The organism is Pseudomonas sp. USTB-Z, assembly GCF_019691255.1.
Taxonomy (GTDB): domain Bacteria; phylum Pseudomonadota; class Gammaproteobacteria; order Pseudomonadales; family Pseudomonadaceae; genus Aquipseudomonas; species Aquipseudomonas alloputida.
On the sequence record NZ_JAECZP010000007.1, the window covers coordinates 13,492 to 39,241 of the forward strand.

23 protein-coding genes are annotated in these 25,750 nt (G+C 62.0%); 12 read left to right on the plus strand and 11 right to left on the minus strand.

Going from position 1 to position 25,750, the window contains the following annotated elements:
- Nucleotides 1–72 precede the first annotated feature (72 nt).
- The 6 genes from rraA to I8746_RS10120 all read left to right on the plus strand — a co-directional run bounded on the left by rraA (nt 73) and on the right by I8746_RS10120 (nt 4,600).
- Entirely contained in the window at nt 73–564 is a 492-nt protein-coding gene (rraA, locus tag I8746_RS10095) for a ribonuclease E activity regulator RraA (protein WP_003248652.1), read from the plus strand.
- 27 nt (nt 565–591) lie between these two features.
- Entirely contained in the window at nt 592–1,587 is a 996-nt protein-coding gene (locus I8746_RS10100) for a zinc transporter ZntB (protein ID WP_003248655.1), read from the plus strand.
- Nucleotides 1,588–1,674: 87 nt separating this feature from the next.
- Nucleotides 1,675–1,947 carry a hypothetical protein gene (locus tag I8746_RS10105; protein ID WP_003248657.1) on the plus strand — a complete coding sequence of 91 codons (273 nt, stop codon included), beginning with the start codon at nt 1,675–1,677 and terminating at the stop codon, nt 1,945–1,947.
- A gap of 2 nt (nt 1,948–1,949) precedes the next feature.
- Nucleotides 1,950–2,774 carry a mechanosensitive ion channel family protein gene (locus tag I8746_RS10110; protein ID WP_003248659.1) on the plus strand — a complete coding sequence of 275 codons (825 nt, stop codon included), beginning with the start codon at nt 1,950–1,952 and terminating at the stop codon, nt 2,772–2,774.
- Nucleotides 2,775–2,887: 113 nt separating this feature from the next.
- The gene (sigX, locus tag I8746_RS10115; RefSeq protein ID WP_003248665.1) at nt 2,888–3,454 is read left to right on the plus strand and encodes an RNA polymerase sigma factor SigX; all 567 of its coding nucleotides are present in this window, start codon (nt 2,888–2,890) and stop codon (nt 3,452–3,454) included.
- A gap of 111 nt (nt 3,455–3,565) precedes the next feature.
- Nucleotides 3,566–4,600 (plus strand): OmpA family protein, encoded by a 1,035-nt coding sequence (locus I8746_RS10120; protein ID WP_010953090.1) that lies wholly within the window; start codon nt 3,566–3,568, stop codon nt 4,598–4,600.
- A gap of 86 nt (nt 4,601–4,686) precedes the next feature.
- Here the strand turns inward: I8746_RS10120 and cobA are convergent, their stop codons facing one another.
- From cobA to I8746_RS10145, 5 genes are all read right to left on the minus strand, one after another.
- Nucleotides 4,687–5,427 carry a uroporphyrinogen-III C-methyltransferase gene (cobA, locus tag I8746_RS10125; RefSeq protein ID WP_003248669.1) on the minus strand — a complete coding sequence of 247 codons (741 nt, stop codon included), beginning with the start codon at nt 5,425–5,427 and terminating at the stop codon, nt 4,687–4,689.
- Between the two features lie 27 nt (nt 5,428–5,454).
- The gene (locus I8746_RS10130) at nt 5,455–7,125 is read right to left on the minus strand and encodes a bifunctional protein-serine/threonine kinase/phosphatase (protein WP_088513642.1); all 1,671 of its coding nucleotides are present in this window, start codon (nt 7,123–7,125) and stop codon (nt 5,455–5,457) included.
- A gap of 9 nt (nt 7,126–7,134) precedes the next feature.
- Nucleotides 7,135–8,346 (minus strand): NarK/NasA family nitrate transporter, encoded by a 1,212-nt coding sequence (locus I8746_RS10135; protein WP_003248674.1) that lies wholly within the window; start codon nt 8,344–8,346, stop codon nt 7,135–7,137.
- A 184-nt stretch (nt 8,347–8,530) separates the two neighbouring features.
- On the minus strand, nt 8,531–9,106 hold the full coding sequence (locus I8746_RS10140) for an ANTAR domain-containing response regulator (protein ID WP_003248677.1): 576 nt from the start codon (nt 9,104–9,106) through the stop codon (nt 8,531–8,533).
- An 11-nt stretch (nt 9,107–9,117) separates the two neighbouring features.
- The gene (locus tag I8746_RS10145) at nt 9,118–10,332 is read right to left on the minus strand and encodes a CmpA/NrtA family ABC transporter substrate-binding protein (RefSeq protein ID WP_014753960.1); all 1,215 of its coding nucleotides are present in this window, start codon (nt 10,330–10,332) and stop codon (nt 9,118–9,120) included.
- A 137-nt stretch (nt 10,333–10,469) separates the two neighbouring features.
- Between I8746_RS10145 and I8746_RS10150 the strand changes: the two genes are divergently transcribed.
- Nucleotides 10,470–11,492 carry a quinone-dependent dihydroorotate dehydrogenase gene (locus I8746_RS10150; RefSeq protein WP_221100589.1) on the plus strand — a complete coding sequence of 341 codons (1,023 nt, stop codon included), beginning with the start codon at nt 10,470–10,472 and terminating at the stop codon, nt 11,490–11,492.
- A gap of 163 nt (nt 11,493–11,655) precedes the next feature.
- Here the strand turns inward: I8746_RS10150 and rmf are convergent, their stop codons facing one another.
- Nucleotides 11,656–11,871, minus strand: a complete 216-nt coding sequence (rmf, locus tag I8746_RS10155; protein ID WP_003248687.1) for a ribosome modulation factor — start codon at nt 11,869–11,871, stop codon at nt 11,656–11,658.
- A 562-nt stretch (nt 11,872–12,433) separates the two neighbouring features.
- Here rmf and rlmKL point away from each other — a divergent pair.
- Complete coding sequence (rlmKL, locus tag I8746_RS10160) at nt 12,434–14,626, plus strand: bifunctional 23S rRNA (guanine(2069)-N(7))-methyltransferase RlmK/23S rRNA (guanine(2445)-N(2))-methyltransferase RlmL (protein ID WP_012053184.1); 2,193 nt, start codon at nt 12,434–12,436, stop codon at nt 14,624–14,626.
- Between the two features lie 94 nt (nt 14,627–14,720).
- The gene (locus tag I8746_RS10165; protein WP_221100590.1) at nt 14,721–17,111 is read left to right on the plus strand and encodes a GGDEF domain-containing protein; all 2,391 of its coding nucleotides are present in this window, start codon (nt 14,721–14,723) and stop codon (nt 17,109–17,111) included.
- A gap of 130 nt (nt 17,112–17,241) precedes the next feature.
- On the opposite strand, the gene dacB is transcribed toward I8746_RS10165, so the two are convergent.
- The 5 genes from dacB to I8746_RS10190 all read right to left on the minus strand — a co-directional run bounded on the left by dacB (nt 17,242) and on the right by I8746_RS10190 (nt 24,350).
- A complete protein-coding gene (dacB, locus tag I8746_RS10170; RefSeq protein WP_221100591.1) occupies nt 17,242–18,696 on the minus strand; it encodes a D-alanyl-D-alanine carboxypeptidase/D-alanyl-D-alanine-endopeptidase in 1,455 nt (484 codons plus the stop codon).
- Between the two features lie 200 nt (nt 18,697–18,896).
- The gene (locus I8746_RS10175) at nt 18,897–19,241 is read right to left on the minus strand and encodes a YggL family protein (protein ID WP_003248695.1); all 345 of its coding nucleotides are present in this window, start codon (nt 19,239–19,241) and stop codon (nt 18,897–18,899) included.
- A gap of 41 nt (nt 19,242–19,282) precedes the next feature.
- Nucleotides 19,283–22,915, minus strand: coding sequence for an ATP-binding protein (locus I8746_RS10180; protein WP_012053181.1), 3,633 nt, complete (start codon nt 22,913–22,915; stop codon nt 19,283–19,285).
- Nucleotides 22,916–22,923: 8 nt separating this feature from the next.
- Nucleotides 22,924–23,547: a response regulator transcription factor gene (locus I8746_RS10185; protein ID WP_221100592.1), complete on the minus strand. Its 624-nt coding sequence runs from the start codon at nt 23,545–23,547 to the stop codon at nt 22,924–22,926.
- A gap of 254 nt (nt 23,548–23,801) precedes the next feature.
- Nucleotides 23,802–24,350 carry a helix-turn-helix domain-containing protein gene (locus I8746_RS10190; RefSeq protein WP_259674114.1) on the minus strand — a complete coding sequence of 183 codons (549 nt, stop codon included), beginning with the start codon at nt 24,348–24,350 and terminating at the stop codon, nt 23,802–23,804.
- A 47-nt stretch (nt 24,351–24,397) separates the two neighbouring features.
- On the opposite strand from I8746_RS10190, the gene I8746_RS10195 reads away from it, so the two are divergent.
- The 3 genes from I8746_RS10195 to I8746_RS10205 are packed head-to-tail and all read left to right on the plus strand — an operon-like array spanning nt 24,398 to nt 25,693.
- Nucleotides 24,398–24,793, plus strand: a complete 396-nt coding sequence (locus I8746_RS10195; protein WP_221100593.1) for a DUF6957 family protein — start codon at nt 24,398–24,400, stop codon at nt 24,791–24,793.
- A 46-nt stretch (nt 24,794–24,839) separates the two neighbouring features.
- Entirely contained in the window at nt 24,840–25,316 is a 477-nt protein-coding gene (locus tag I8746_RS10200) for a hypothetical protein (protein WP_221100682.1), read from the plus strand.
- Nucleotides 25,317–25,318: 2 nt separating this feature from the next.
- The gene (locus I8746_RS10205; protein ID WP_221100594.1) at nt 25,319–25,693 is read left to right on the plus strand and encodes a hypothetical protein; all 375 of its coding nucleotides are present in this window, start codon (nt 25,319–25,321) and stop codon (nt 25,691–25,693) included.
- Nucleotides 25,694–25,750 lie beyond the last annotated feature (57 nt).

The window sequence follows — 25,750 nt, forward strand, 5'->3', positions numbered from 1 at the left end:
GATGACTGCGACAGCCTCCAAGGTGTAGCCTTGGCCGATACCCGCTTTCGTTGTGACTGACAGGAGCTTCCCATGCAGCATTACGTAACGCCCGACCTGTGTGACGCCTACCCGGACCTGGTACAAGTGCTGGAACCGATGTTCAGCAATTTCGGTGGCCGCGATTCGTTTGGTGGCCAGATCGTTACCATCAAGTGTTTCGAGGACAATTCGCTGGTCAAGGAGCAGGTCGAACTCGACGGCAAGGGCAAAGTGCTGGTGGTCGATGGCGGGGGGTCGCTGCGCCGTGCGCTGCTCGGCGACATGCTCGCCGAAAAAGCCGCAAAAAACGGTTGGGAAGGCTTGGTGATCTACGGCTGTGTGCGTGATGTCGACGTGCTGATTCAGACCGACGTTGGCGTGCAGGCCCTGGCCAGCCACCCAATGAAGACTGACAAGCGCGGTATTGGCGATCTCAACGTGGTGGTGACCTTCGCCGGGGTAACCTTCCGCCCGGGTGAGTATGTGTATGCCGACAACAATGGCGTGCTGGTCTCGCCGAGCCCGCTGAAAATGCCGGAGTAATGCGCCGCACGCGCTGATGGAGCTTTGATGTTCGAGGAAGACAACGCGCAGTGGGGGCTGGTGCATGCCCTGGTGCTCGATGGCAAAGGCGGCGCGCGCTCGATTGCCCGTACCGAACTGGACGACCTGCAGTTGCAACCGGAGCAGAGCCTGTGGCTGCACTGGGACCGCAGCCATCCGCAAACCCGTTCCTGGCTGCTGCACGACAGCGGCCTGAGCGAGTTCGCCTGCGAGCTGCTGCTGGAAGAAAACACCCGCCCGCGCCTGCTGCCCATGGCGGACGAACAGCTGTTGCTGTTCCTGCGGGGGGTCAACCTCAACCCGGGTGCCGAGCCCGAAGACATGGTTTCGGTACGCATCTTCGCCGAGGCGCAGCGGGTCATCTCGCTGCGCCTGCGGCCGTTGCGCGCCAGCGATGAGATTCTCCAGCTGCTGGAACAGGGCAGGGGACCGAAATCGGCCTCGGAACTGTTGCTGTTGATGGGCGAGTTGCTGACCGAAAAGGTCCAGGGCCTGGTCAGCGACCTGGCCGAGCTCGTCGACCTGGAGGAAGAAAAGGTCGAATCCGACGAGCGGTATGCCCCGGAGCAGGGCAGCCTGCAGCAGATCCGCCGCCGTGCCGCTGGCTTGCGCCGCTTTCTCGCCCCGCAACGGGAAATCTACGCGCAGTTGTCGCGCAGCAAATGGAGCTGGTTCGCCAATGCCGACGCCGATTACTGGAATGAACTCAACAACAGCCTGATCCGCTACCTCGAAGAGCTGGAACTGGCCCGCGAACGCGCTGCGCTGGTGCTGGAAAGCGAGGACCGGCGGCGCAGCGAGCGGATGAACCGCACCATGTACCGCTTTGGCATCATCACCTGCATCTTCCTGCCCATGAGCTTTGTCACCGGGCTGCTGGGCATCAATGTCGGCGGCATCCCCGGGGCGGAAAACCCTTTGGGCTTCCTGTTCGCCTGCATCGTCGTGCTGGGGTTGGCCGTGGGGCAGTGGTGGCTGTTCCGGCGGTTGCGATGGGTATAGCGGTGCAATTTGAAACCTTCGTGCCAATGGGATGTGTGACCCGTCGCCCGGCCATCTCGTCTCTTGCTGACACTGCGCGAGGTGCCCATGCACGATCCGTTTGAAGAATCCCTGCGCGACCTGCTCAAGGCGTCACCCTCCGGCAATGACCGGGACGACCGGGACGACGCCGCTTGCCTGGGTCGCGTGCTGAAAACCGCCAACCGCCAGGTTGGCGCGGGTGATCTGTTCAGCCTGCTTGGCCGTTGGAGCCAGGCGCTGCTGATTGCCGTGAACAATGGCTCGGCGCATGTTGCGCCGGTGCGTCGACACTCTTCCCGCAACGCTGCCCCCGGCAGCAAAGCAGATAAGGCCGATTGAATATGGAACTCGATCTCTGGACCCAGAGCCTGGTCACCGCGATGACTGCCCTTTGGACCAAGGTAGCGAACTTCATCCCCAACCTGTTCGGCGCGCTGGTCGTGGTGCTGCTCGGTTTCGTGGTGGCCAAGCTGCTCGACACGCTGCTGTCCAAACTGTTGGCCAAATTTGGCCTGGACCGCCTGATGGCCGGTACCGGCCTCACCAAAATGCTCGGTCGGGGCGGCATCCAGGTGCCAATCTCGACCCTGATCGGCAAGATCGTCTATTGGTTCGTGCTGCTCATCTTCCTGGTCTCGGCCGCCGAATCGCTGGGCCTGGAGCGGGTTTCGGCAACCCTCGACATGCTCGCCCTGTACTTGCCCAAAGTGTTCGGCGCGGCCCTGGTGCTGCTGGCCGGCGTGTTGCTGGCGCAGGTGGCCAACGGCCTGGTGCGTGGCGCTGCCGAAGGCATCGGCCTGGAGTACTCGGCAGGCCTGGGGCGTATCACCCAAGGCCTTGTGATCATCATCAGCATCTCGGTGGCCATCAGCCAGCTGGAAGTGAAAACCGACCTGCTGAACCACGTCATCGTTATCGGGCTGATTACCGTTGGTCTGGCCGTTGCCTTGGCCATGGGCCTTGGCAGTCGCGAAATTGCCGGGCAGATCCTGGCCGGCATCTACGTGCGCGAGCTGTACCAAGTGGGCCAGCAGGTGCGGATTGGAGAGGTCGAAGGGCATATCGAGGAGATCGGTACGGTGAAGACGACGCTGTTGACCGATGATGGCGAACTGGTGTCGCTGTCTAACCGCGAGCTGCTTGAACAGCGCGTCAATAGCCGCTAACCGCACAAAAGCTGTTAATGTATGCCGCCGCGAAATTCGACCCACGGGGTCGCGCGGCGACATTGACCTGACTGTCGGCCAGATCCGTTTTGAATAAAGTTCATTCGCCGCCCATGCGCTATGACCCCCGCGAGCTCACAGACGAAGAGTTGGTGGCGCGTTCGCATGAGGAGCTGTACCACGTTACTCGCGCCTATGAAGAGCTCATGCGGCGCTACCAACGGACCCTGTTCAACGTCTGTGCGCGTTATCTGGGGAACGACCGTGACGCGGACGATGTCTGTCAGGAAGTGATGCTGAAAGTGCTGTACGGGCTGAAAAACTTCGAGGGTAAGTCGAAGTTCAAGACCTGGCTCTACAGCATCACCTACAACGAGTGCATTACCCAGTACCGCAAGGAGCGTCGCAAACGTCGGTTGATGGATGCCTTGAGTCTGGACCCTGTTGAAGAGGCGTCCGAGGACAAGGCTCCAAAGCCGGAAGAAAAAGGCGGGCTGGACAAGTGGCTGGTGCATGTGAACCCGATTGACCGGGAAATTCTGGTGCTGCGTTTTGTCGCAGAGCTGGAGTTTCAGGAAATTGCCGACATCATGCACATGGGCCTGAGCGCGACGAAAATGCGTTACAAGCGCGCGCTAGACAAGCTTCGGGAGAAATTTGCCGGCCTTGATGAAACTTAGTGGCGTGCAAATATCTCTAACGAACCGGCGAGTTCTGCTAGACTCGCCGTCGAGTTGTCCCTCTTGTTTGTGGTGGGACTGCTTAACTATCACCAGATGGGGATTTAACGGATGAAATTGAAAAACACCTTGGGCTTGGCCATTGGTTCGCTTGTAGCCGCCACTTCGATTGGCGCTATGGCACAAGGTCAAGGCGCCGTCGAGACTGAAATCTTCTACAAGAAAGAATTCTTCGACAGCCAGCGCGACTTCAAGAACGACGGCAACCTGTTCGGCGGCTCGATCGGTTACTTCCTGACCGACGACGTTGAGCTGCGTCTGGGCTACGACGAAGTGCACAACGCTCGTGGCGAAGACGGCAAGAACATCAAGGGCTCGAACACCGCCCTGGACGCCGTTTACCACTTCAACAACCCGTACGACGCCATCCGTCCGTACGTTTCCGCTGGTTTCTCGCACCAGTCGCTGGGCCAGACCGGCCGTGGCGGTCGTGACCACTCCACCTTCGCCAACGTTGGCGCTGGCGCCAAGTGGTACATCACCGACATGTTCTATGCTCGTGCCGGCGTAGAAGCTCAGTACAACATCGACCAGGGCGACACCGAGTGGGCCCCGAGCGTTGGTGTTGGCCTGAACTTCGGCGGTAGCCCGAAGCAAGCTGAAGCTGCTCCTGCTCCAGTTGCTGAAGTCTGCTCCGACTCCGACAACGACGGCGTGTGCGACAACGTCGACAAGTGCCCAGACACCCCGGCCAACGTTACCGTTGACGCCGACGGCTGCCCGGCTGTTGCCGAAGTCGTTCGCGTTGAGCTGGACGTCAAGTTCGACTTCGACAAGTCGGTCGTCAAGCCTAACAGCTACGGCGACATCAAAAACCTGGCTGACTTCATGAAGCAGTACCCACAAACCACCACCGTGGTTGAAGGTCACACTGACTCCGTGGGTCCAGACGCTTACAACCAGAAGCTGTCCGAGCGTCGTGCCAACGCTGTCAAGCAAGTGCTGACCCAGCAGTACGGCGTAGAATCCAGCCGTGTTGACTCGGTTGGCTACGGCGAAACCCGTCCGGTTGCTGACAACGCCACCGAAGAAGGCCGTGCTGTCAACCGTCGCGTTGAAGCTCAGGTAGAAGCCCAGGCCAAGTAATTGGTTTGAAGCTTCATGAAAAACCCGGCCTCGGCCGGGTTTTTCTTTGCCTGGGGTTTAACCGGCCTTGAAGGCTGTTCCTGCTGTTAGCCTGCGATTGCGATCCGCCCCACAGCCTGTTGCTCTCCCACCACCTCTCCAATCACCAGGATTGCCGGGCTACGCAAGCCAAACGCCCGCGCAGCTTCCACCATTCCCTGCACATCGCTTCTGCACTCCCGCTGCTGCGGCAACGAGGCATTTTCGATCATCGCCACCGGCATTCCCGGCGCCATGCCCCCCGCCAGCAATCCCTGGCGCACCTGTTCCAGCCGCGCCACCCCCATGTAGACCACCAGCGTTGTCCCGCCCTGAGCCAAGGCCGCCCAGTTCAGCTCGCTATCGTCCTGGGTGTGCGCCGTCACCAGCGTCACCCCTCGGCTCACGCCCCGTGAAGTCAGGGGGATCCCGCACTGCGTGGCCCCGGCAAGGCCGGCAGTGATGCCATTGATCACCTCCACTTCGATGCCATGGCCCTGCAGCCAAAGTGCCTCCTCACCGCCACGGCCGAAGATGCAAGGGTCGCCGCCCTTGAGCCGCACCACGCAACGGCCCTGTCGCGCGTGGCGCAGCATCAGGCGCTGAATGAACGCTTGCGGTGTAGAGCGGCAGCCGCCGCGCTTGCCCACGGTCATTACCCGGGCCTGCGGGCAATGCTCGAGCACTGCCGGGTTGACGAGGTCGTCGACCATGACCACGGCGGCTTGCTGCAACGCACGCACGGCCTTGAGGGTGAGCAGTTCAGGGTCACCAGGGCCGGCACCGACCAGCCATACTTTTGCATTCATCAGGGTTTCCTCATCGGCAAGGTGCGTTCAGCCCTTGAGCAGGGTGAACAGCAGTATCAAATTGATCAGCAACGACAACAGGGCCAGGGTGCGCCACACCTTCAGCGGCTCGCGCTCCAGCAGCGGCCGGGGTCGGCTGGGCAGTTCCTGGCGGTCGCCGCGCTCGAGCAGCAGCAACCAGTGTTCGGCGGTTTCGAAGCGCTGCGCCGGGTCGCTCGCCACGGCCTGCAGCAGGTTGTGCTGCAGCCATTCCGGCAGGTCGGGTCGGTAGCGCGCGGCGTTGACCGGCTGGCCGAAGCGCGGGCGCTGAAAGGCCTCTACCTCGCCGTACGGGTAGTGTCCGGTCAGCAGGTGGTACAGGGTCACGCCCACTGCATACAAGTCCTGACGCGGGCTGGGCGGGTGGCCTTCGAATGCTTCCGGGGCGATGTACGAGGGTGTGCCGGGCAGCTCGTGCAGCGGGTCTTCGGACAGGCCCGGGCAATAAGCCAGGCCGAAGTCCAGCAGGCGCAGCTGGCCATCACGGCCCAGGTGCAGGTTGTCTGGCTTGATATCGCGGTGCAGCAAGTTGCGCCGATGCAGCACACCGACTGCCTGCAGCAGTTGCCGTGCGACTTCCAGCCATTGCGGCAAGGGCAGCGGGCCTTGTTCGGCCAGCAACGCCGCCAGGTTTCGGCCGGGATATTCGCGCATCACGTAGTACAGGTGCTGACGCTGACTGGCGGTGTGTAGCTCGGGGAAGTGCCGGCCGGCGATGCGGCGCAGAAACCACTCTTCCAGCAACAGCCCTTGTGCCGCCCCCGGTTCCTGTTCGCGTGCCGTGGGCAGGGTCTTGAGCAGCCAAGGCTGGTTCTGGCTATCGCGCACTTTGTACAGCAAGGACTGGCGGCTGTGCGCATGCAGTGTTTCGACCTGCCAGCCGTCGATCACCTGGCCTTCGCGCAGCGGGCCGGGCACTGGCCATTGTTGCAGTTGCGCCAGGGTATCGCCCAGGTTAGCCGTGCCCAGTTGATCGACTTGCACCAGCAAGGCGCTGGCGTTGTCCTTGCTGCCGTTGAGGTGCGCACTGGCCACCAGGGTGTCGGCGGCCAGTTGCAGGTCAGTTTGCTCGCGCAGCACGGCCTGGATGTGCTGTTCGCCCAGGCTGGCCCAGACCCCGTCGCTGAGCAGCAGGAAGCATTCACCCGGTTGCAGCTCGCCTTCCAGGTAATCCACCAGCAGGTGCTGGTCCAGGCCCAGTGCCCGTTTCAGTACATGCTGCATGCCCGGTTGGTCCCAGACATGGTCTTCGCTCAGGCATTGCAGGTTCCCCTCGTGCCAGCGGTACACCCGGCAGTCGCCTACATGGGCCAGGGTAAAGCGTCGGCCGCGCAACACCAACGCGCTAAGCGTGGTCAACAACGGCTGGCCGCTGCCCTGGGCGCGCAACCAGCGGTTTTGCGCCAGCAGCAGACGGTCGAGGGCCTGGGCTACGCTCCAGGTGGCCGGCGTGGCGTAGTAATCCAGGGCCAGTGCCTGCAGGCTGGCGCGTGCCGCCAGGCCGCCGTCGGCACATTGGCTGACGCCGTCGGCCAGCGCGAACAGGTAGCCTTTGCTGGCGGCCAGTTCTGGTGCCGGCGTCACCAGGCGCAGGGCGTCCTGGTTTTCCGCGCGCGGCCCGGTGGCGCTGGCCTGGGCAAAGCTCAGTTGCAGGCTCATCGGCGTGCCTCAGACCCGCGCTGCAGTGACTGCAGTCGAGCCCCAGGTGGTGCGCCAGCGCTGTTTCACCCCGTGCAGGCCGAACCAGGCCAGCAGGCCCAGGCTGGCGAACAGCCACAGCCCCAGTTGGTAGTCGCCAGTGTGCTGCTTGATGGTGCCAAGCCCGGCCGCCAGCAGGAAGCCGCCGATGCCACCGGCCATGCCGATCAGACCGGTCATTACCCCGATTTCTTGGCGGAAGCGTTGGGGCACCAGTTGGAACACGGCGCCATTGCCGGCCCCCAGGCCGAGCATGGCGCTGACGAACAGCGCCAGTGCGGCCGCGGCAGAGGGCAGGTTGAAGCCGACGGCGGCAATGCAGATGGCGGCCACGCCGTACATGCCCAGCAGGGTGCGGATGCCGCCAAAACGGTCAGCCAGGGCGCCGCCAAGCGGGCGCATCAGGCTGCCGGCGAACACGCAAGCGGCGGTGTAGTAGCCGGCGGTGACCGGGCTCAGGCCGTATTGGTCACTGAAGTAGCCGGGCAGGGCACTGGCCAGGCCGATGAAACCGCCGAAGGTAACGCTGTAGAAAAACATGAACCACCAGCTGTCACGGTCGCCCAGTGCCTTGAGGTAGTCGGCCATGGCTTTCGGCTTGGGCCGTTGCGGGGCATTGCGCGCCAACAGGGCGAACACCACCAGCGCCAGTGACAGCGGGATCAGCGCAAAGCCGAACACATTGTTCCAGCCAAAGCCCGCTGCCAGTGCCGGTGCCAGCAAGGCCGCGAACACCGTGCCGGAGTTACCGGCGCCGGCGATGCCCATGGCCTTGCCTTGGTGCTGTGGCGGGTACCACTGCGAGGCCAGCGGCAGCGAGACGGCGAAGGACGCACCGGCAAAGCCCAGGAACACGCCGAGCAGCAGGGCCTGTTCATAGCTGTGTACGCCAAGGTACCAGGCTGCGGCGAGGGCGACGATGACCACGACCTGGCCGATCAGGCCAGCCGTCTTGGGCGACAGGCGGTCGACCAGAACGCCCATGGCAAAGCGCAGGATTGCCCCGGCCAGGATCGGCGTGGCCACCATCAGGCCCCGCTGTTGTGCGCTCAGTTGCAGGTCGGCAGCAATCTGCACCGCCAGCGGGCCCAGCAGGTACCAGACCATGAAGCTGAGGTCGAAATACAGAAATGCGGCGAACAGCGTGGGCACATGCCCGGATTTCCAGAAGCTGGTACTCATCGAACACCTCACTCGGTAGTACAACGGAACGAAAAAGACGCCGCTACCCGCTCCACGGGCGTGGAGGGGAGAGCGACGTCTTTGTCGGGATTCAAGTGGGGTAACCGCCGTTGGCTACCGGTGAGATTTGTTGAGCAAGAGATGGGCCAACTTCTGGTGGGGCTGGCTTGAGATTTTCAGCGCATCAGCCGAGCATCTCATGCATGGCAATGATCTGTTCGGCCACCTGGATCAGCTTCTGCTGCCGGCTCATGGCCTGGCGACGCATCAGGGTATAGGCCTGCTCTTCGTTGCAATCCTTCATCTTCATCAGCAAACCCTTGGCCTGCTCGATGCGCTTGCGTTCGGCCAGTTGCTGGTCGCGCGCCAGCAGCTGCGCCTTCAGTGCCTGGTCGCTTTCGAAGCGGGCCATGGCCACGTCCAGGATCGGCTGCAGCCGCGCAGCATGGATACCCTCGACGATATAGGCGCTGACCCCTGCCTGGATCGCCTGGCGCATCATCCCGGGGTCGTGCTCGTCGGTGAACAACACGATGGGCCGCGGCTGGTCACGGCTCACCAGCACTACCTGTTCCATTACATCGCGGTCTGGTGAGTCGGTGTCGATCAGCACCACGTCCGGGCGCACCGTTTCGACGCAGGCGGGCAGGTCGATGGTCAGGTCTGGGGCTTCGATGATCTCGAAGCCGGCCTCACTCAAGGCCGCCCTGAGGCGGCCGAGCTTGCTCTGGGTGTCGTCGATCAGCAGGATGCGCAACATGTTCGTCCCCCTCACGCGCCGACGCGGGCATCGGGCAAGTCGCCCAAGGCATGCAAGCTGAAACTGCGGGCATAGCCGAAGGGGTCGCTGCCGTCCCAGCGGGAACCATCGATCAGCAGGCTGCTGCGCATCGGTTGGTCTGGGCAAGCGATGCCCAGGGTCTGTGCGGCCTCGCTGTACAACTGCAGTTGCTGGACTTGCCGGGCCACGCCGAGGTAGTCGGGGTCTTCGCGCAGCAGGCCCCAGCGGCGGAACTGGGTCATGAACCACATACCGTCGGACAGGTAGGGCAGGTTGGCCCGGCCTTGGTCGAACAGGCGCAGCGCGTGTGGGTCTTGCCACTGGTTGCCCAGGCCATCCTCATAATGGCCGAGCAGGCGGGGGGCTATGCTGTCCAGCGGGGTGTCCAGATAGGCACTTGCGCTGAGCAGTTGCGCGGTGCTGCGGCGGTTTTCCGGGCTTTGTTCGATGAACCGGCTGGCGGTGAGGATCGCCTTGATCAACGCGCGGGCGCTGTTGGGGTATTGCTCGGCAAAGACGCGGGCGCAGGCCAGGACCTTTTCCGGGTGATCCGGCCAGATCGACTGGCTGGTGGCCAAGGTGAAGCCTTGGCCTTTGGCCACCGCGTCGGCGGCCCAGGGCTCACCAACGCAGAAGCCGTCAATGCGCCCGGCCTGGAGGTGTGCAGCCATCTGCGCCGGTGGCACCACGACGCTGTCGACGTCGCGCAGCGGGTGGATGCCCTGGCTGGCCAGCCAGTAATACAACCACATGGCGTGGGTGCCGGTGGGGAAGGTCTGGGCGAACGTCAGGCGTGCGCCATGCTGGTGCACCAGGCGCGCCAGTGCCTCAGGGTTGGTCACGCCCTTGCGCTGCAGGGCAGGGGACAGGTTGATAGCTTGGGCGTTCTGGTTCAGGCCCATGAGCACGGCCATGTCGCTGGCGGGTACGCCGCCAATGCCCAGGTGCACGGCGTAGACCAGGCCATACAGGCAATGCGCGGCGTCCAGTTCGCCGCTGACCAGCTTGTCGCGCAGCCCGGCCCACGAGCCCTGGCGCTTGAGGTTGAGGGTAAGGCCGTGCTGCTGGGCGAAGCCCTGGGTGGCGGCGACCACGACCGAGGCGCAGTCGGTCAGGGCCATGTAGCCGATGTTCAGGCTGGTTTTTTCCGGCGCGTCGCTGCCGTTGACCCAGGCCAGGGGCGTTGCTCGGGGTACAGTGTTCACAAGAATCCTCGCCCTTACTGATAAGGCTGTGGGCTGAACAGGTGCAACCGATGTGCCAAGCGCTCCACGATTTGCTGTCCTGCCAGCCCCACGCTGGCTATAATCGCCCCCTCACTCACCCTGAGCCTTGCCCGCCCATGTATACCCTGGCCCGCCAGCTGCTGTTCAAGCTTTCCCCGGAAACTTCCCACGACCTGTCCCTGGACCTGATCGGCGCCGGTGGCCGTATGGGCCTCAACGGCATGCTGTGCAAGCAACCGGCGTCATTGCCGGTTTCGGTCATGGGCTTGAACTTCGCCAATCCGGTGGGGCTGGCAGCTGGCCTGGACAAGAACGGCGCGGCCATCGACGGCTTCGCCCAGCTGGGCTTCGGCTTTGTCGAAATCGGCACTGTCACCCCGCGTCCGCAGCCAGGCAACCCCAAGCCACGGTTGTTCCGCCTGCCGGAAGCCACGGCCATCATCAACCGCATGGGCTTCAACAACCTGGGCGTTGATCACCTGCTCGACCGCGTACGCGCCTCGCGCTACAAGGGGGTGCTGGGCATCAACATCGGCAAGAACTTCGATACCCCGGTCGAACGTGCCGTCGATGACTACCTGATCTGCCTGGACAAGGTCTACACCGCCGCCAGCTACATCACGGTCAATGTCAGCTCGCCCAACACCCCGGGCCTGCGCAGCCTGCAGTTCGGCGACTCGCTCAAGCAGTTGCTCGACGCCCTGGCCGAGCGACGCGAGCAACTGGCCGGTGCACATGGCAAGCGCGTGCCCCTGGCAATCAAGATCGCACCGGACATGAGCGACGAAGAAACGGTGCTGGTGGCCGCCGCGCTGATGGCGTCGGGCATGGATGCGGTGATCGCCACCAACACCACGCTGGGCCGTGAAGGTGTCGAAGCATTGCCGTACGGTGGCGAGGCGGGCGGCCTGTCGGGCGCACCGGTGCGGGAGAAGAGCACCCACATCGTCAAGGTGCTGGCAGGTGAGCTGGGCGGCAAGTTGCCGATCATTGCCGCCGGTGGCATTACCGAAGGCCGCCATGCTGCCGAGAAGATCGCGGCCGGGGCGAGCCTGGTGCAGATTTACTCGGGCTTCATCTACAAAGGGCCGGCGCTGATTCGCGAAGCGGTGGATGCTATCGCGGCAATGCCGCGGTGACCTGATGGGCCGATTCGCGGGCCAGCCCGCTCTTGCAGGGATAGTGTGGGTACAGCTGATGAGGTTTGCCAAGGCATAAAAAAGGGCCCCTTCGAGGGGCCCCTGGGCCTTAGCCCGCCGCCCGGATGGGGCGTGCATGGTAAATCGAATTCAGTGTCCTCGTTCAGCCAACGGCGTGATTTTCGTTGAGTCTATGGATGCCAGCGGTGCCAGTCATTCCGTCCCAGTTATCACCGCGACCTTCACGCCAGCCGTTGATCCAGGCTTGGCGAACAGAAGGAAGATTGAAGGGGCAAAGTTCGCGGGATTTGCCGGTGACCCCGTATTGGTAGCCACGTGAATATGCTCTTTCCAACGGATCACGCTTAAGTCTTCTCATAGGGTGTTGCCCTCACTTGTTGACTGTAATGTCCCGTCGGCCTCTCCGAGGCCGGGCAGAGTCGTTCTGCCGGTTTGCGCTCGCTGCCGGCGTGGCGAGCTGAAAGTGCCGCCTCGTTGCGAAGCGGCCTGAGACCAGTTCTATCGAATGCGAGTCACGGTGTGAATGATCGATTTGTCATAAGCACGTAACCTTTCCAAGGGTGAGGGGATAAGTAAATAAATGCGACTCAACCTTATTTGGTGTTTAGCCCTGCAATGATCGGGGTTTGCCGTTCTTTGACGTCATTTCGCCAGCGTTGTTTGCGGATGACAGAAATAATTTGAAATGCGACGAAGGGTCACATTGGCCCGCAGATCGCCAGAATTACGCGTACTGCCTGATGATCTAAGCTGTCTTTGCCACTGGGCCAAGCACGGATCGGTCAGGCGGCCCGGCTTTTCTGCAGCACGTTGTGTGTCGCAGAGGGCCACCCGCACGCCTGCTGGAAAGGTGTACGGGCAAACATCGCGGGGCGATGCGTCGCCCCGTCAGTCAAATAGCCCAAGGCGCTGGAATACTCATGTCGGACCGTTTCGAACTTTACCTCACCTGTCCCAAAGGCCTTGAAAGCCTGCTCGCCGAAGAGGCCAAGGGCCTCGGCCTTGACGAGGTGCGCGAGCACACCTCGGCCATTCGCGGCGCCGCCGACATGGAAACTGCTTACCGCCTGTGTGTCTGGTCACGTCTGGCCAACCGCGTATTGCTGGTGCTCAAGCGCTTCTCGATGAAGAACGCCGACGACCTTTACGACGGCGTGCACGCGGTCGACTGGGCTGACCACCTGGCAGCCGACGGCACCCTGGCTGTGGAGTTCAGCGGCCATGGCTCAGGCATCGACAATACTCACTTCGGTGCGCTGAAGGTCAAGGATGCGATCGTCGACAAGCTGCGTAACCGCGAAGGCCTGCGCCCGTCCGTGGAAAAGATCGACCCAGACGTGCGTGTGCACCTGCGCCTGGACCGCGGCGAGGCCATTTTGTCCCTCGACCTGTCCGGGCACAGCCTGCACCAGCGTGGCTACCGCCTGCAGCAAGGCGCCGCGCCGCTGAAGGAAAACCTGGCGGCAGCGGTGCTGATCCGTGCTGGCTGGCCGCGTATTGCTGCCGAAGGTGGTGCGCTGGCCGACCCGATGTGCGGTGTGGGTACCTTCCTGGTCGAGGCCGCGATGATCGCCGCCGATATCGCCCCCAACCTCAAGCGCGAACGCTGGGGCTTCAGTGCCTGGCTCGGCCATGTGCCGGCGCTGTGGCGCAAGGTGCATGACGAAGCGCAGGCGCGCGCGCAGGCCGGCCTGGCCAAGCCACCGCTGTGGATCCGTGGCTACGAGGCTGACCCGCGGCTGATCCAGCCGGGCCGCAACAACGTCGAGCGTGCCGGCTTGGGCGACTGGGTGAAGATCTACCAAGGCGAAGTCAGTACATTCGAGCCACGCCCGGACCAGAACCAGAAAGGCCTGGTCATCAGCAACCCGCCCTACGGTGAGCGCCTGGGTGACGAAGCCAGCCTGCTGTACCTCTATCAGAATCTGGGCGAGCGCCTGCGCCAGGCCTGCATGGGCTGGGAAGCAGCGGTATTCACGGGTGCGCCGCAACTGGGCAAGCGCATGGGCATTCGTAGCCACAAGCAGTACGCGTTCTGGAACGGCGCATTGCCATGCAAGCTGCTGCTGTTCAAGGTGCAGCCTGACCAGTTCGTCACCGGTGAACGCCGCGAAGCGCAGCCTGAAGGCACCGAAGCCCGCCAGCAGGTGCCGCAGGCCAGCGAGCCCGCTCGGCTGTCGGAAGGGGCGCAGATGTTTGCCAACCGCCTGCAGAAGAACCTCAAGCAACTGGGCAAGTGGGCCCGTCGCGAGCAGATCGACTGCTACCGCCTGTACGATGCCGACATGCCTGAATATGCCCTGGCGGTCGACCTGTACCAGGACTGGGTACACGTGCAGGAATACGCCGCGCCACGTTCGGTCGACCCGGACAAGGCTCAGGCGCGTCTGCTCGATGCACTGGCGGCCATCCCGCAGGCGTTGGGCATTTCGCCGCAGCGTGTAGTGCTCAAACGTCGCGAGCGGCAAAGCGGCACGCGCCAGTACGAACGTCAGGCTACCGAGGGCCGCTTCCAGGAAGTGAACGAAGGTGGCGTCAAGCTGCTGGTCAACCTCACCGACTACCTGGATACCGGGCTGTTCCTCGACCACCGCCCGATGCGTATGCGCATCCAGCGTGAGGCTGCCGGCAAGCGCTTCCTCAACCTGTTCTGCTACACCGCGACGGCCACCGTGCACGCGGCCAAGGGCGGTGCGCGCAGCACCACCAGCGTCGACCTGTCAAAAACCTACCTGGACTGGGCGCGGCGTAACCTGGCACTCAATGGCTATTCCGAGCGCAACCGCCTGGAGCAAAGCGATGTAATGGCTTGGCTGGAAGGCAACCGTGACAGCTACGACCTGATCTTCATCGACCCGCCAACCTTCTCCAACTCCAAGCGCATGGAAGGTGTATTCGACGTGCAGCGTGACCATGTTCAGCTGTTGGACCTGGCCATGGCCCGTCTGGCGCCGGGTGGTGTGCTGTATTTCTCCAACAACTTCCGCAAGTTCCAGCTGGACGAGCACCTGATGGCGCGTTACGTGGTGGAAGAAATCAGCGCGCAGACCCTGGACCCGGACTTCGCGCGTAATAACCGTATCCATCGCGCCTGGCGTTTGCAGCTTCGTTGAGGCGACGAGGTACATTGCACGGCTAATGGCCAATAGCTATAACTGAGGGCAGGGCAAGATAATCCGCAGGACGCTGACGTGACGAGATGGGTGTATGTCAAAGTGTGGCGTGCGTGCGCGGTTGCTTGGCTTGTGCACAGAGAGGGCGTCCGCCTGGGCGATGGCGCTGATTGCACTGGTGGCGGGCGGCTTGTTGACCGCCGCCTTGGCATTTGCCGCGCACACCTTCTACAAACAGCAGCTGCGCCAGCGCTTTGAGCTGCTGGCCAGTGAGCGCGCCAGCCGTATTGCCGAGCGCTTTGACGAACAGCAGCAGCGCCTGGACGGGCTGCGGCGGTTTTTCAGCTTTTCCAACGACATCAGCCCGCGCGAATTTGACGGCTATGCCCGGCCACTGCTGCAGCGCACCCTGGCCTATGCCTGGGCGCCGCGCGTCGAGGCTACGCAACGCGCCGAATTCGAGCGCCTGGCCAGTGCCCATACCGGCCCAGGCTACGTGATCCGGGACAAGGACGCGCAAGGCCAGTGGCGCCCGGCGTCGCAGCGCGACCATTACTTCCCGGTACTCTATACCCAATCGGGCGAACTGCCCGGGTTGCCCTACGGCCTGGACCTCGCTGGCCGAAGCGAGCCTCAGGCGGCCTTGGCGCGGGCGTTGGGGCCAGGCAGCATGGCGGTGTCCGAGCCATTGGCCCTGCTCGATACCCACTCGGCAGAGCGCGGCCTGTTGATGGTCGCGCCGGTATTTTCCGATGCCGACCCCCGCGGTGCTGCAGCGGGTTATGTGGTGGCCTTGCTGAGCATGCGCGAGCTGGTCAGCGACGGTCGGCCGGTAGCGACTGATGACAACCTTGTCGTGCGCATCACGGACCCGTCTGGGTTAGAAGGCCCCGTCGTGATGTTCGATTCGCAAAATCAGGTCGCGCCTTTGGCCCTGGCCAGCAATCAGTTGTTGCGCCTGGCCGATCACTATTTCCAGCTGAGCATTCAGCCGAGCCAGGCGTTCGTGCAGGCGAACCGCTCCTCGGCAGTGCTGGCGGTCGGTTTGTTGGGCGGGCTGTTGAGCCTGTTGCTCAGCGTGCTGCTCTACAGCCTGTTGAGCCAGCGTCAGCGCGCCCTGGCCTTGGTCGCTCAGCGTACGGCCGAGTTGCAGGTCAGCGAGCAGTCGTTACGTGGCACCCACAACCAACTGCGCAGTGTGCTAGATGCCGCAACCCAGGTGGCGATCATCGCCACCAACCTCAAGGGGGTGGTCAGCACGTTCAACGCCGGTGCCGAACGCATGCTCGGTTACGCGGCCAGCGAAGCGATCGGCCGCTTGCGCCTTGAAGACCTGGTGCTGCCGGAGGAGCTGAACCTGCGTGCCCATGCCTTGAGCTTGCGTTTTGGCCGCGCCATTGCTGGGGGCCAGGCGATGTTCGCTGAAACGGTACAGGAGCACGGGGCCGAGCCTGGCGAGTGGACCTTGCTACGGTCCGATGGCAGCCAGCTGGTCGCCAACATGCTGGTGACTGCCATGCTCGACGAACAGGGGTTGTGGGTTGGCTACCTGGCCATCTGCATTGACGTGACCGAGCGGCGGCGGGTGCATGAGGCGTTGGCAGCGCGTGACCGGTTGCTGGAAAAGCTCAGTGCCGAGGTGCCGGGCGGCATCTACCAATATCGCCTGGATGCCAACGGCCATTCGTGTTTTCCCTATGCCAGCATGGGCCTGTATGACATTTATGAGGTCGACCTCATGCAATTGCGTGAGGATGCCTCGGGGGTGTTCGAACGTATCCACCCCGATGACCTGGAGCGCGTGCGCCGCTCGGTGCGCTATTCGGCCGAACACCTGTCACCCTGGCGCGAGGAGTATCGGGTCTGCCTGCCCCGGGCCGGACTGCGCTGGGTGCGTGGCGAGGCGACCCCGGAAGTGGGCGAGCAGGGCTGCACGCTGTGGCATGGCTACCTGACTGACATCTCCGACCTGAAGGGCGTGGAGGAAGAGTTGCGGGCGCTGTCGGTCACAGACTCCCTGACCGGTATCCATAATCGTCGCTACTTCCAGGAGCGGCTCAAGATCGAACTGGAACGGGCCCAGCGCGATGGCTTGGCGCTGGCGGTGATCATGCTCGACATCGATCACTTCAAGCGCATCAACGACCGCTTCGGCCATGCCGTCGGCGACCGGGTGCTGCGTAGCCTGTGCCAGCGCATCGGTCAGCGTTTACGGCGTACCGATGTGTTTTGCCGCTTGGGCGGGGAAGAGTTCATGGTGCTTTGCCCGGGCAGCGATGTCGATCAGGCGCGGTTGCTGGCGCTGGAGTTGTGGCAAGGGGTGCGCAATGTGCCGGTGGAAGGCGTGGGCCAGGTGACTGCAAGCTTTGGGGTGGCGGGTTGGCGGTCGGGCGAAGGCGCTGATGCCTTGCTGTTGCGCGCCGACGCCGGCGTGTATGCGGCCAAACAGGCCGGGCGGGACCGGGTGGAGGGGGAGTCGGCCTAAGTGCTGTCGGTTGCCGGTACCGAGCCTTTCGCGGCGAAAACCGCTCCTACAGGTTGCACAGGTTTGGTAAGCCGTGCTCACCCCTGTAGGAGCGGGTTCACCCGCGAAAAGGCCAATACAGGCTAACCAATCAATTAGCTGCTGTACTGCCAGCCAGCTTCGGCTGGCGATACAGGTCAAGCAACACCTGATCCAGCACCTGCGAGGCACCCCACGGTTTAGGGTCGTTGAGAATCGCCGCCACCGCCCAGGTATGGCCGTTGCTGTCGCGGCTGAAGCCGGCAATCGCCCGCACCGTGTTCAGTGTGCCGGTCTTGATGTGCCCTTCACCGGTCATCGCGGTGCGCTTGAGACGCTTGCGCATCGTGCCGTCCATGCCCACCAGCGGCATCGAGCTCATGAATTCGGCAGCGTAAGGGCTCTTCCAGGCGGCTTTCAGCATCTCGGCCATTTCCCGGGTACTGACCCGTTCGGCACGCGACAGGCCAGAGCCGTTTTCCATCACCAGATGCGGCGCAGTAATACCCTTTTTCGCCAGCCATTGGCGTACCACGCGCTGGGCAGCACGGGCGTCGTCACCATCGGCATCGGTGCGGAACTGCGCGCCAAGGCTCAGGAACAGCTGCTGGGCCATGGTGTTGTTGCTGTACTTGTTGATGTCGCGGATCACTTCCACCAGGTCTGGCGAGAAGGCGCGGGCCAACAGGCGAGCACTCTTGGGCACATTCTCGATGCGGTCGCCACCCTGGATGTTGCCACCCAGTTCGTTCCAGATTGCGCGCACGGCACCGGCGGCGTAGGTGGAATGGTCGAGCAGCGACAGGTAGGTTTGCGAGTTGCAGCCGTCACCCAGTTGGCCGCTGACCGTGACACTGATGCCGTCGGCCTGGGGCACCGGGTTGTAGCGCACATCACCGGTGCATTTCTTCGAGGCTACCGGCTTGACCTGGTTGTCGATACGGATATTGGCAATCGGCGGCTCGACTGCGACGGTGACCTTGCCACCATCATTGCGCGCCACGAAGCGCAGGGCCTTGAGGTTGACCAGCAGCGAGTCGGGCTTGACCAGGAACGGCTTGTTTTCATCACCGCCGTCGTCGTTGAACTGCGGCAGGTTGGGTTGCACGAAATGGCTGCGGTCCAGCACCAGGTCACCGGTGACGGTGCGCACGCCATTGGCGCGCAGGTCACGCATCAGCAGCCACAGCTTTTCCATGTTCAGTTTGGGGTCACCGCCACCTTTAAGGTACAGGTTACCGTTAAGCACACCGTTGCTCAGGGTGCCGTCGGTGTAGAACTCGGTTTTCCACTGGAAGGTCGGGCCAAGCAGTTCGAGGGCGGCGTAGGTCGTGACCAATTTCATGGTCGAGGCCGGGTTCACCGACACATCGGCATTGAACACGGTCGGGGTGCCGGGGCCGTCCAGCGGCAGCATCACCAGCGACAGTGCTGTGTCCTGCAGCTTGTTGGCCTTGAGCGCCTGCTGCACTTTGGCAGGCAGGGTGGTATTGACGGCGGCGTGGCTGGGCAAGGCAAGTGGCAACAGCAGGCCGGCAAGTATGAGGGGACGAAGCGTTTTGATCATAGCGAGTGAATACCCTGCGGCGAGGGAAAAGGGCTTTGGGGCTGTAAGAGATGATGGCCCCACGACGTAAACACTACGCATTATGCCCCAAGCGCAGCCGCGATGCGTCACGTTCGACGGAAAAGCATCGCCAATAAAAAGGCCACCCGAATGGGGTGGCCTTTTCAGCAATCAACCTTTCAGCTCGAAGCTGACAAGTATCACTCAGCCTTGTTGATAGGCTTTTCCGGGTACCAGGCATCCAGCAGCGGGCTGACTTCGATTTTGGTCAGTTCGCTGCGGCCTTTGAGCCAGGCTTCAACGGCAGCGCGCTGTTCTTCGCTGACCGAGCCGCGTTTGACCGAGCACACCAGGCCGAAATCGTCACCGCCTACATAATCCAGGCCGTTGGCGTCCATGGCTTCTTCCAGGAACGCGTCGAGGAAAGCATCGATTGCCTGGTCATCCAGATCTTCCTTGAATTCCAGGTTCAGCTCGAAGCCCAATTCCTGAAACTCGTCGACACACAGCTTCTTGCGCAGACGACGGGAGCGGTTTGTGGCCATGAAACAATCCTCTTAGGTAATAACGCCGCGCAGTCTACCAGTTAACACGTGTGGTTGCCTGCCTGAGTATCTCTGCTTGTGGCCAACTCCTTGGCCAGGGCACGCTCCACTCGGCACATATGCCGTGCCAGTACCTGGCGCCGCAGGCGCACCTGGGCAGTGGGCAAGTCGCTGGCTTCGAGGGCTTCACAGGCCGCCATCAGGTCAGGGGCTTCCAGCATGCGTGCGGCGCTGAGCACCTTATGGGCCTGCTCGGCAATGGCGCCGCTGTCGTGTTGCGGGTGAAGCGCCATCAGGCTGGCCAGATCGGCCTGAAGGCTCTGGTGCAGGGCCTCCAGGAAGCGCTGACGATCGACCGGGTCAGGCCCGACCACGGCGGCCAGGCCGTCCAGCTGGTACAGCTTGCGGCGGGGGCGTTGCTGGCGGCGCGGGCGAATGCCAGCCAGGCGCTGGCTGAGGGTGCTCAGGCTGATGGGCTTGAGCAGGCAGTCGTCCATGCCGGCGGTCAGGCACTTGCGGCGTACTTCCGGCTGTGCGTTGGCGGTATAGCCGAGGATGGTGCAGGGGGGGCGCTTGCCATGGCGTTCTTCGGCGCGCACGGCAGTCGCCAGCTGGTAACCGTTCATGTGCGGCATGTTGCAGTCGAGTACCAGCACATCGAAGTCGCCTTCCCGCCAGGTCGCCAGGCCTTCCCGCCCATCGCGGGCGCTGGCGTGCTCCAGGCCCAGGTAGCCAAGTTGTTGCGCCATCAGTTGCAGGTTGGCCGGGTGATCATCGATGACCAGCACGTTCAGCCGTGGGTCGGGCACGTCGAGCTGCTCGGGCAGCGGTTTCGGCTGCTCTGCGCCATCCACCCGTTGCAGCGGCATCTTCAGGCGCACCTGGGTACCGACATCCTCCAGGCTCTTCATGGACAGGCTGCCGCCCATCATTTCGCACAGGTTGCGGCAGATGGCCAGGCCCAGCCCGGTACCTGCGCGGGCGCCCTGGCTGTGCGGGTTGGCCTGGATGAACGGGTTGAACAGGCGCTGCAGGTCGTCGGGGTGGATGCCGATGCCACTGTCGCGCACCTCCAGCTCCAGTACGGCGGGTGTGCTGGTACCGTCATCCAGCAGGCTGACGCAGATGCGCACCTGACCATGCTCGGTGAACTTGATGGCATTGCTCACCAGGTTGGACAGCACCTGCTTGAAGCGCAGCGGGTCAAGCAGGACATGGCAGCGTGCGGCCGGGGCGATCTGCACCTCCAGGGCCAGGCCTTTTTGCCGCGCCTGGCCATCGAAAATGCGCGCCACCGATTCGACCAGCGCCGCCAGGTCGACCACCTCCGGGGCCAGGGACAAGTGCCCGGACTCGATGCGCACGATGTCGAGAATGTCACCGATCAGGCCTAGCAGGTCTTTGGCCGAATGGTGTGCCAGTTCCAGCGCGCTGCGGTCCACCCGGCCCTGGTCGGCGCGCTTGACCGCCAGCTCCAGCATGCCGATGACGGCGTTCATCGGGGTGCGGATTTCGTGGCTGATGGTCGCCAGGAATGTGCTCTTGGCGCGGTTGGCATCGTCGGCCTGCTGCTTGGCCTGGCGCAGCTCCATGACCAGTTGGCGGCGTTCGCTGATGTCGATCCAGCCGCCGATGATCCCCTGCACCTCACCCAGGGAGTCGCGGTACGGCAAGATCCAGTGGTAGATAGTCAATTCCCGGCCTTTGATCCGTAGTGGGCGGTCCTTGATCAGCGGCGAGCCTGCCGCCATGACCTTCTGGTAATCAGCCTGGATCTGCCGAGCCTGCTCGGAATCGGCAAACAGGCTGTCGTTGAGTTTTCTGCCGATCACCTGATCGGAGCGGGCCTGCACGGCTTCAAGGTAGCTGTAGTTGCAACTTTTCAGGCAACCCTCGCGGTCGCGCACATACATGGGGTGGGGCGTACCGTTGAGCAGGGCGCGCATGAATGCCAACTGGTCGTTCAGCGCGCGTTCGGCGCACTGGCGCTGGCGAATCTGCAGCCGCAGGCGGGCATTCCAGAGCAGGGCCAGCAATAAAAGCACGACCGTGGCCAGCACCACCTGCAGGGCAAGGCGGCTGTAGCCTTTGGTGTTGTCATCCTCATGCCTGCCAAAGCCGCGCCAGCGGTTGTTGATTACCCCCAGCTCCTCGGGTGAGATACTCAGCAAAGCCTTGTCGAGGATAGACAACAGCGCCGGTGACGGGGCAATGGTGGCCATGGCGAAGTTGGCGGGTTCGCTGCCGACCGAGGTGCGGATGACCAGCTCGGGGTTGCTGGCCAAGGCGTGGTTGGCGTCGATCAGGGTGGTGATCACCGCATCGACGGCCCCGCTGTTGAGCAACGCCATGGAGTAGAACGCGCTTTCGGTCTCGACCCAGCTTATCTTTGGGTAGTCCCGGGACAGCATGGCGTTCATGGTGCTGTCCCGGGTAATGGCGATGCGATGCCCCTGCAACTGCTCCAGTGAACTCAGTGTGTTGTTGTCCTTGTGGTTGACCAGCACATAGGCGCTTTCGAGGTAGGGGCGGCTGATTTGCAGGTCGTCCCCTGGTTTCCCGGCGCTGGCCAGTGCGGCGATGACATCGGCCCGGCCATCCTTGAGGCGGGCGACCATGTCGGCAATGCCACTGGCGCGCTGCACTTCGAAACGCAACCCGGTGCGCAGGCGAATGAGTTCCAGCAGGTCGGCGGTGATGCCTCGGAAATGCCCCGAATCATCGAAATAGGACAGTGGTGCAGCCGCGTCATCGGCTGCCACGCGCATCACGGGATGCTTCTGCAACCACTGCTGCTCGGCCGCGCTCAATTGCAGTTGGCGATCGCTCAGCAACAGGTCGCTGCCGGCGCTCCAGCGTTTGAAGATACTGGAGCGTATGGCCGGGCTTTGCCTGTCCAGGATGGTGTTCACCAGGTCCAGCAGCACGGTATCTTGCTGACGCAAGGCAAAACCGAAGCCGATGGCCTCGTGTTTGCCGAAGTTGGCCATGCGCAGGCGGGGCAGATGACCACGGTTGAGCTGGTAGTGCGTGGAGATGGTGTCGCCGATGAACACGTCGGCCTGGCCGAATGCGACAGCATTCAGTGCCTGACTGGAAGAACCAAAGGCCAGCAGCTCGGCCTTGGGGTAGGCGGTGAGTACTTCTTGTCTAGGCAAATAGTGGTAGAGCATACCCAGGCGCATGCCGGCAAGGTCCATGTCCAGCGCCCGTTTTTCGTCTTCACGCGTTACCAATACAGGTTGGTCGACGGCATAGGGCCGCGACAGTGCCAGGCCGTCACTGGCCGCTTCGTAGCCATTGGCGCTGCCCAGCAGGTCAATATCCCCGTGCCGGAGCGCCTCCACCGCCGCCTGCCGGCTGGAGAAACGCAGCACCCTCACTGGCAACTGCAAGGCCTTGCCGATCAGGCTTGCATACTCGGCGGTCAGGCCCTGGTAGTCGTTGCCGCCACCGGTGATGTCGAACGGTGGATAGTCGGGGGCCGACGTGCCCAGTACCAGTTCCTGCTGGCCTTCGAGCCATTGCCGTTGTTCGGGCGTGAGCACGGGCTGGACGGGGCGGGCCGATGAGCGCGCCAGTAATGTAAAGGACGCGGCTTCGCGATGGCCAGCCTGTGTCGCGCCGCTGAGCAGCAGCAGGACGAGCAGCAGGCGATTGATAGCTCGGGCCATGACCACGTTCAGACCAGCGCGTTGCGCTTGGCCATCTCGATCAGATCGACCAGCGTATTGACTTGCAGTTTGTGCATGAGGCGCTTCTTGTAGGTACTGACAGTCTTGCTGCTGAGGAACATGCCCTTGGCAATTTCCTTGTTGCTGCGGCCTTGGGCGAAAAGTTGAAGCACCATCAGTTCGCGGTCATTTACCTGGCGGAAAAGTTGCAGGTCGCTGTCGGTCGTCTGGTTGTTTTTTATTGCCTGGCTGGGGAAGTAGTTATAACCGGCCAGTACGGCCTTGATTGCACTGAGCAGTTCACTCAAGTCTTCCTGCTTGCAGACATAACCTGCTGCGCCCGAGTGCATGCAACGTACGGCAAACAATGCCGGGGACTGTGCAGTCAATACCAGAACCTTCAAGGGCAGGGCCATGCTCTGAAAGCGGGCCAGCACCTCCAGGCCGTCTAGCTTGGGGATGCTGATGTCAAGAATGACCAGGTCGGGGTTGCTCTCGCGGATCATTTGCATGGCGTCTACGCCGTTGTCCGACTCGCCGACAATCTTGTAGTTCTGGTTTTCCAGCAGCATACGGACGGCCAGGCGAATCACCGGATGGTCGTCAACGATAAATATGTTTTGTGGACACACTGGGCTTAGTGTCAAAACCCTCAAGGTTTTGACTGCCCTTGCCCTTGCCCTTGCCCTTGCCCTTGCCCAAAGCCCAAAAGGCTTTGATGCCTTTGACGTAAAATCTTTAGATTCGGTGCGCTTATGATGGGGAGTGAACCTGAGCTAATAGTGAGTCAGGAAGGGGGTTAGGGAGCAATACACCTCACGAGTTCTGTGATGAGCTTACAACCGATACGATCATGCCTCTCGAGTGCCTTTCCTCAACGGATTGCTCATTCGAATTGCTGGTGCCACAACCGACGCAAAGTCGACTCAGGAATGCCCAGCTCTTTCTTCGCCCGGGCTTGGGTGAAGCCTCGCTTCTTCAAGTCCTGAACCGCCTCCCATTTCTTCCTGGCGCTATCTGTCCCATGGCGGGCTAATTCCGCTGGCGCCGTTGGAAGGCTCGCATCTGCCAGCTCCAAGGCATCCAGCTCCGCTAGCGCAGCCAGCAGCATTTCCCTAGCTGTTTTTTGATCATGAGAGGCAACCGTTAAAGCTAGGAGGGTGATCGGCTCCACCTTCAACGCGGCTGCTATCTGATAGCTCGTGTCGAGACTCACCACACTCTTTCCGAGTTCTAGCTTGCTCACATAAGGCTGAGAGACCGAACCGCCGACGTTGGCGATGTCCTCCTGGTACAGCCCTTTACGAGTGCGTAGCAACTGGAGGCATGCTGCAAAGGAATAACGCAGCGACATCGCAAGCTCCCCAAAAGCGAACGGTATGCCGCGTTTGCCTGCCGCCATGCAAAGAGCTATAGTAATATGGGTGGCGGTCAAGGCTTAGATCGTCAATTTATGTGTAATTGTTGGCGGGGACGCAGCGAATGGAAAGAGGGCTCGAAGATGGGCTGCTGGGCGAAAATGGGGTTGCCCTGGTTGGCTCCGAGCTTTCTCTCGAAGAGGTTCTCACTGCGGCACGACAGCGGTTCAAGTGGTTTCCTCTCTGCGTGGTTGAGGATTGGGTAATTCTCGATGCGATAATTACTGACGAGGAGCGAGCGAAAGTAACCGCAGCCGGATGCCAGCCGATGTTTCTGTTTGCTCACAATGTGCTACATGACGACCAGCGCCGCTTCGAACCTGGCAACTGGGTACGCTCCTCCATGGGAACTTCGCTTGAAGATGGTTACCTGTTCGTAACTCGGAATACAGCCTACGTTTTGAAAGGCCCTGGTTATCGCAAGCCTTCCAGCTTGCAAGCCATCTTCTCCATCTTCTAAGTGTCACGAGCTACTCGTGGAACTCGCCTGTTTCAGAGGTCAAAATATGTTCCGTTCGCACCAAGCTGATATCGCCGGTTTCCCAGGAATGTTTGGTGATGGATTGATGCATTGGCACGGCGTTTCCCGAGCTCTTGCTACGCACTGGTATCACGTCAGTGTTCAGCGTATCTATGACGGCCAATTCCGGAGCTATGAAGAAATGCTCAATGACGAGACCCGGCTCGTTGAGTTGCTAGTGGCTCAAGATGAAAAATTGGTTGTTCATGAAGTCCAAGCGGTCACACCTGGTTGGATGAACAAAAGCGATGGCTGGAAGATGGAAAAGCTGGTGTCTCTCTCCATGGGCTTCAGCATGGATGAAGTGCCAGTATCGATCCTTGAGGTTGAGGGCGGTGAGGTTTACATCGACACCCATGAACCAGGCCTAAAAGTCGAGTCCCTGACTGGGCTGAAGGAGCTGTATCGCAGTCGTACCTCGAACTCGAAATCGACATCAGTTGCAGGGAATGGGGAGCATTAAGCATGACTGAGAACAACGACGTTGAAGTCGATTTCCATGTCAAACGTTACTCCGATTTCGACCTTCTTCGCATTGCTCGAGCAGTCGGGCAAGGCTTCGAGGAAGAGGTCACTGCGGTTCTTGTAAATGTCCACATAAGTAGGCACAGCGCGGTTGGCGTTGTGTTCGGGCATGCCAAGAAGGGGCCGCACGGACGATACGCTGATGGCCACCTTATCCAAACTTCCGACATCCTCGGTACGGCCAAGGAGGGAAGGTTCTGGGTGATCATCACGATCCATTCTCGTTACGCTATCGCCACATTCCAACGCGATGGAGGGCGGCGAAGCTTCAACGAATTCCGGCGCCTAGTGGGAAATCGCTACCCCAACATCTAATCGCGGGAGTCAATTTTTGAAATGAGCCTAGGGCGTGAATGTGTCATGCCCTGGGTG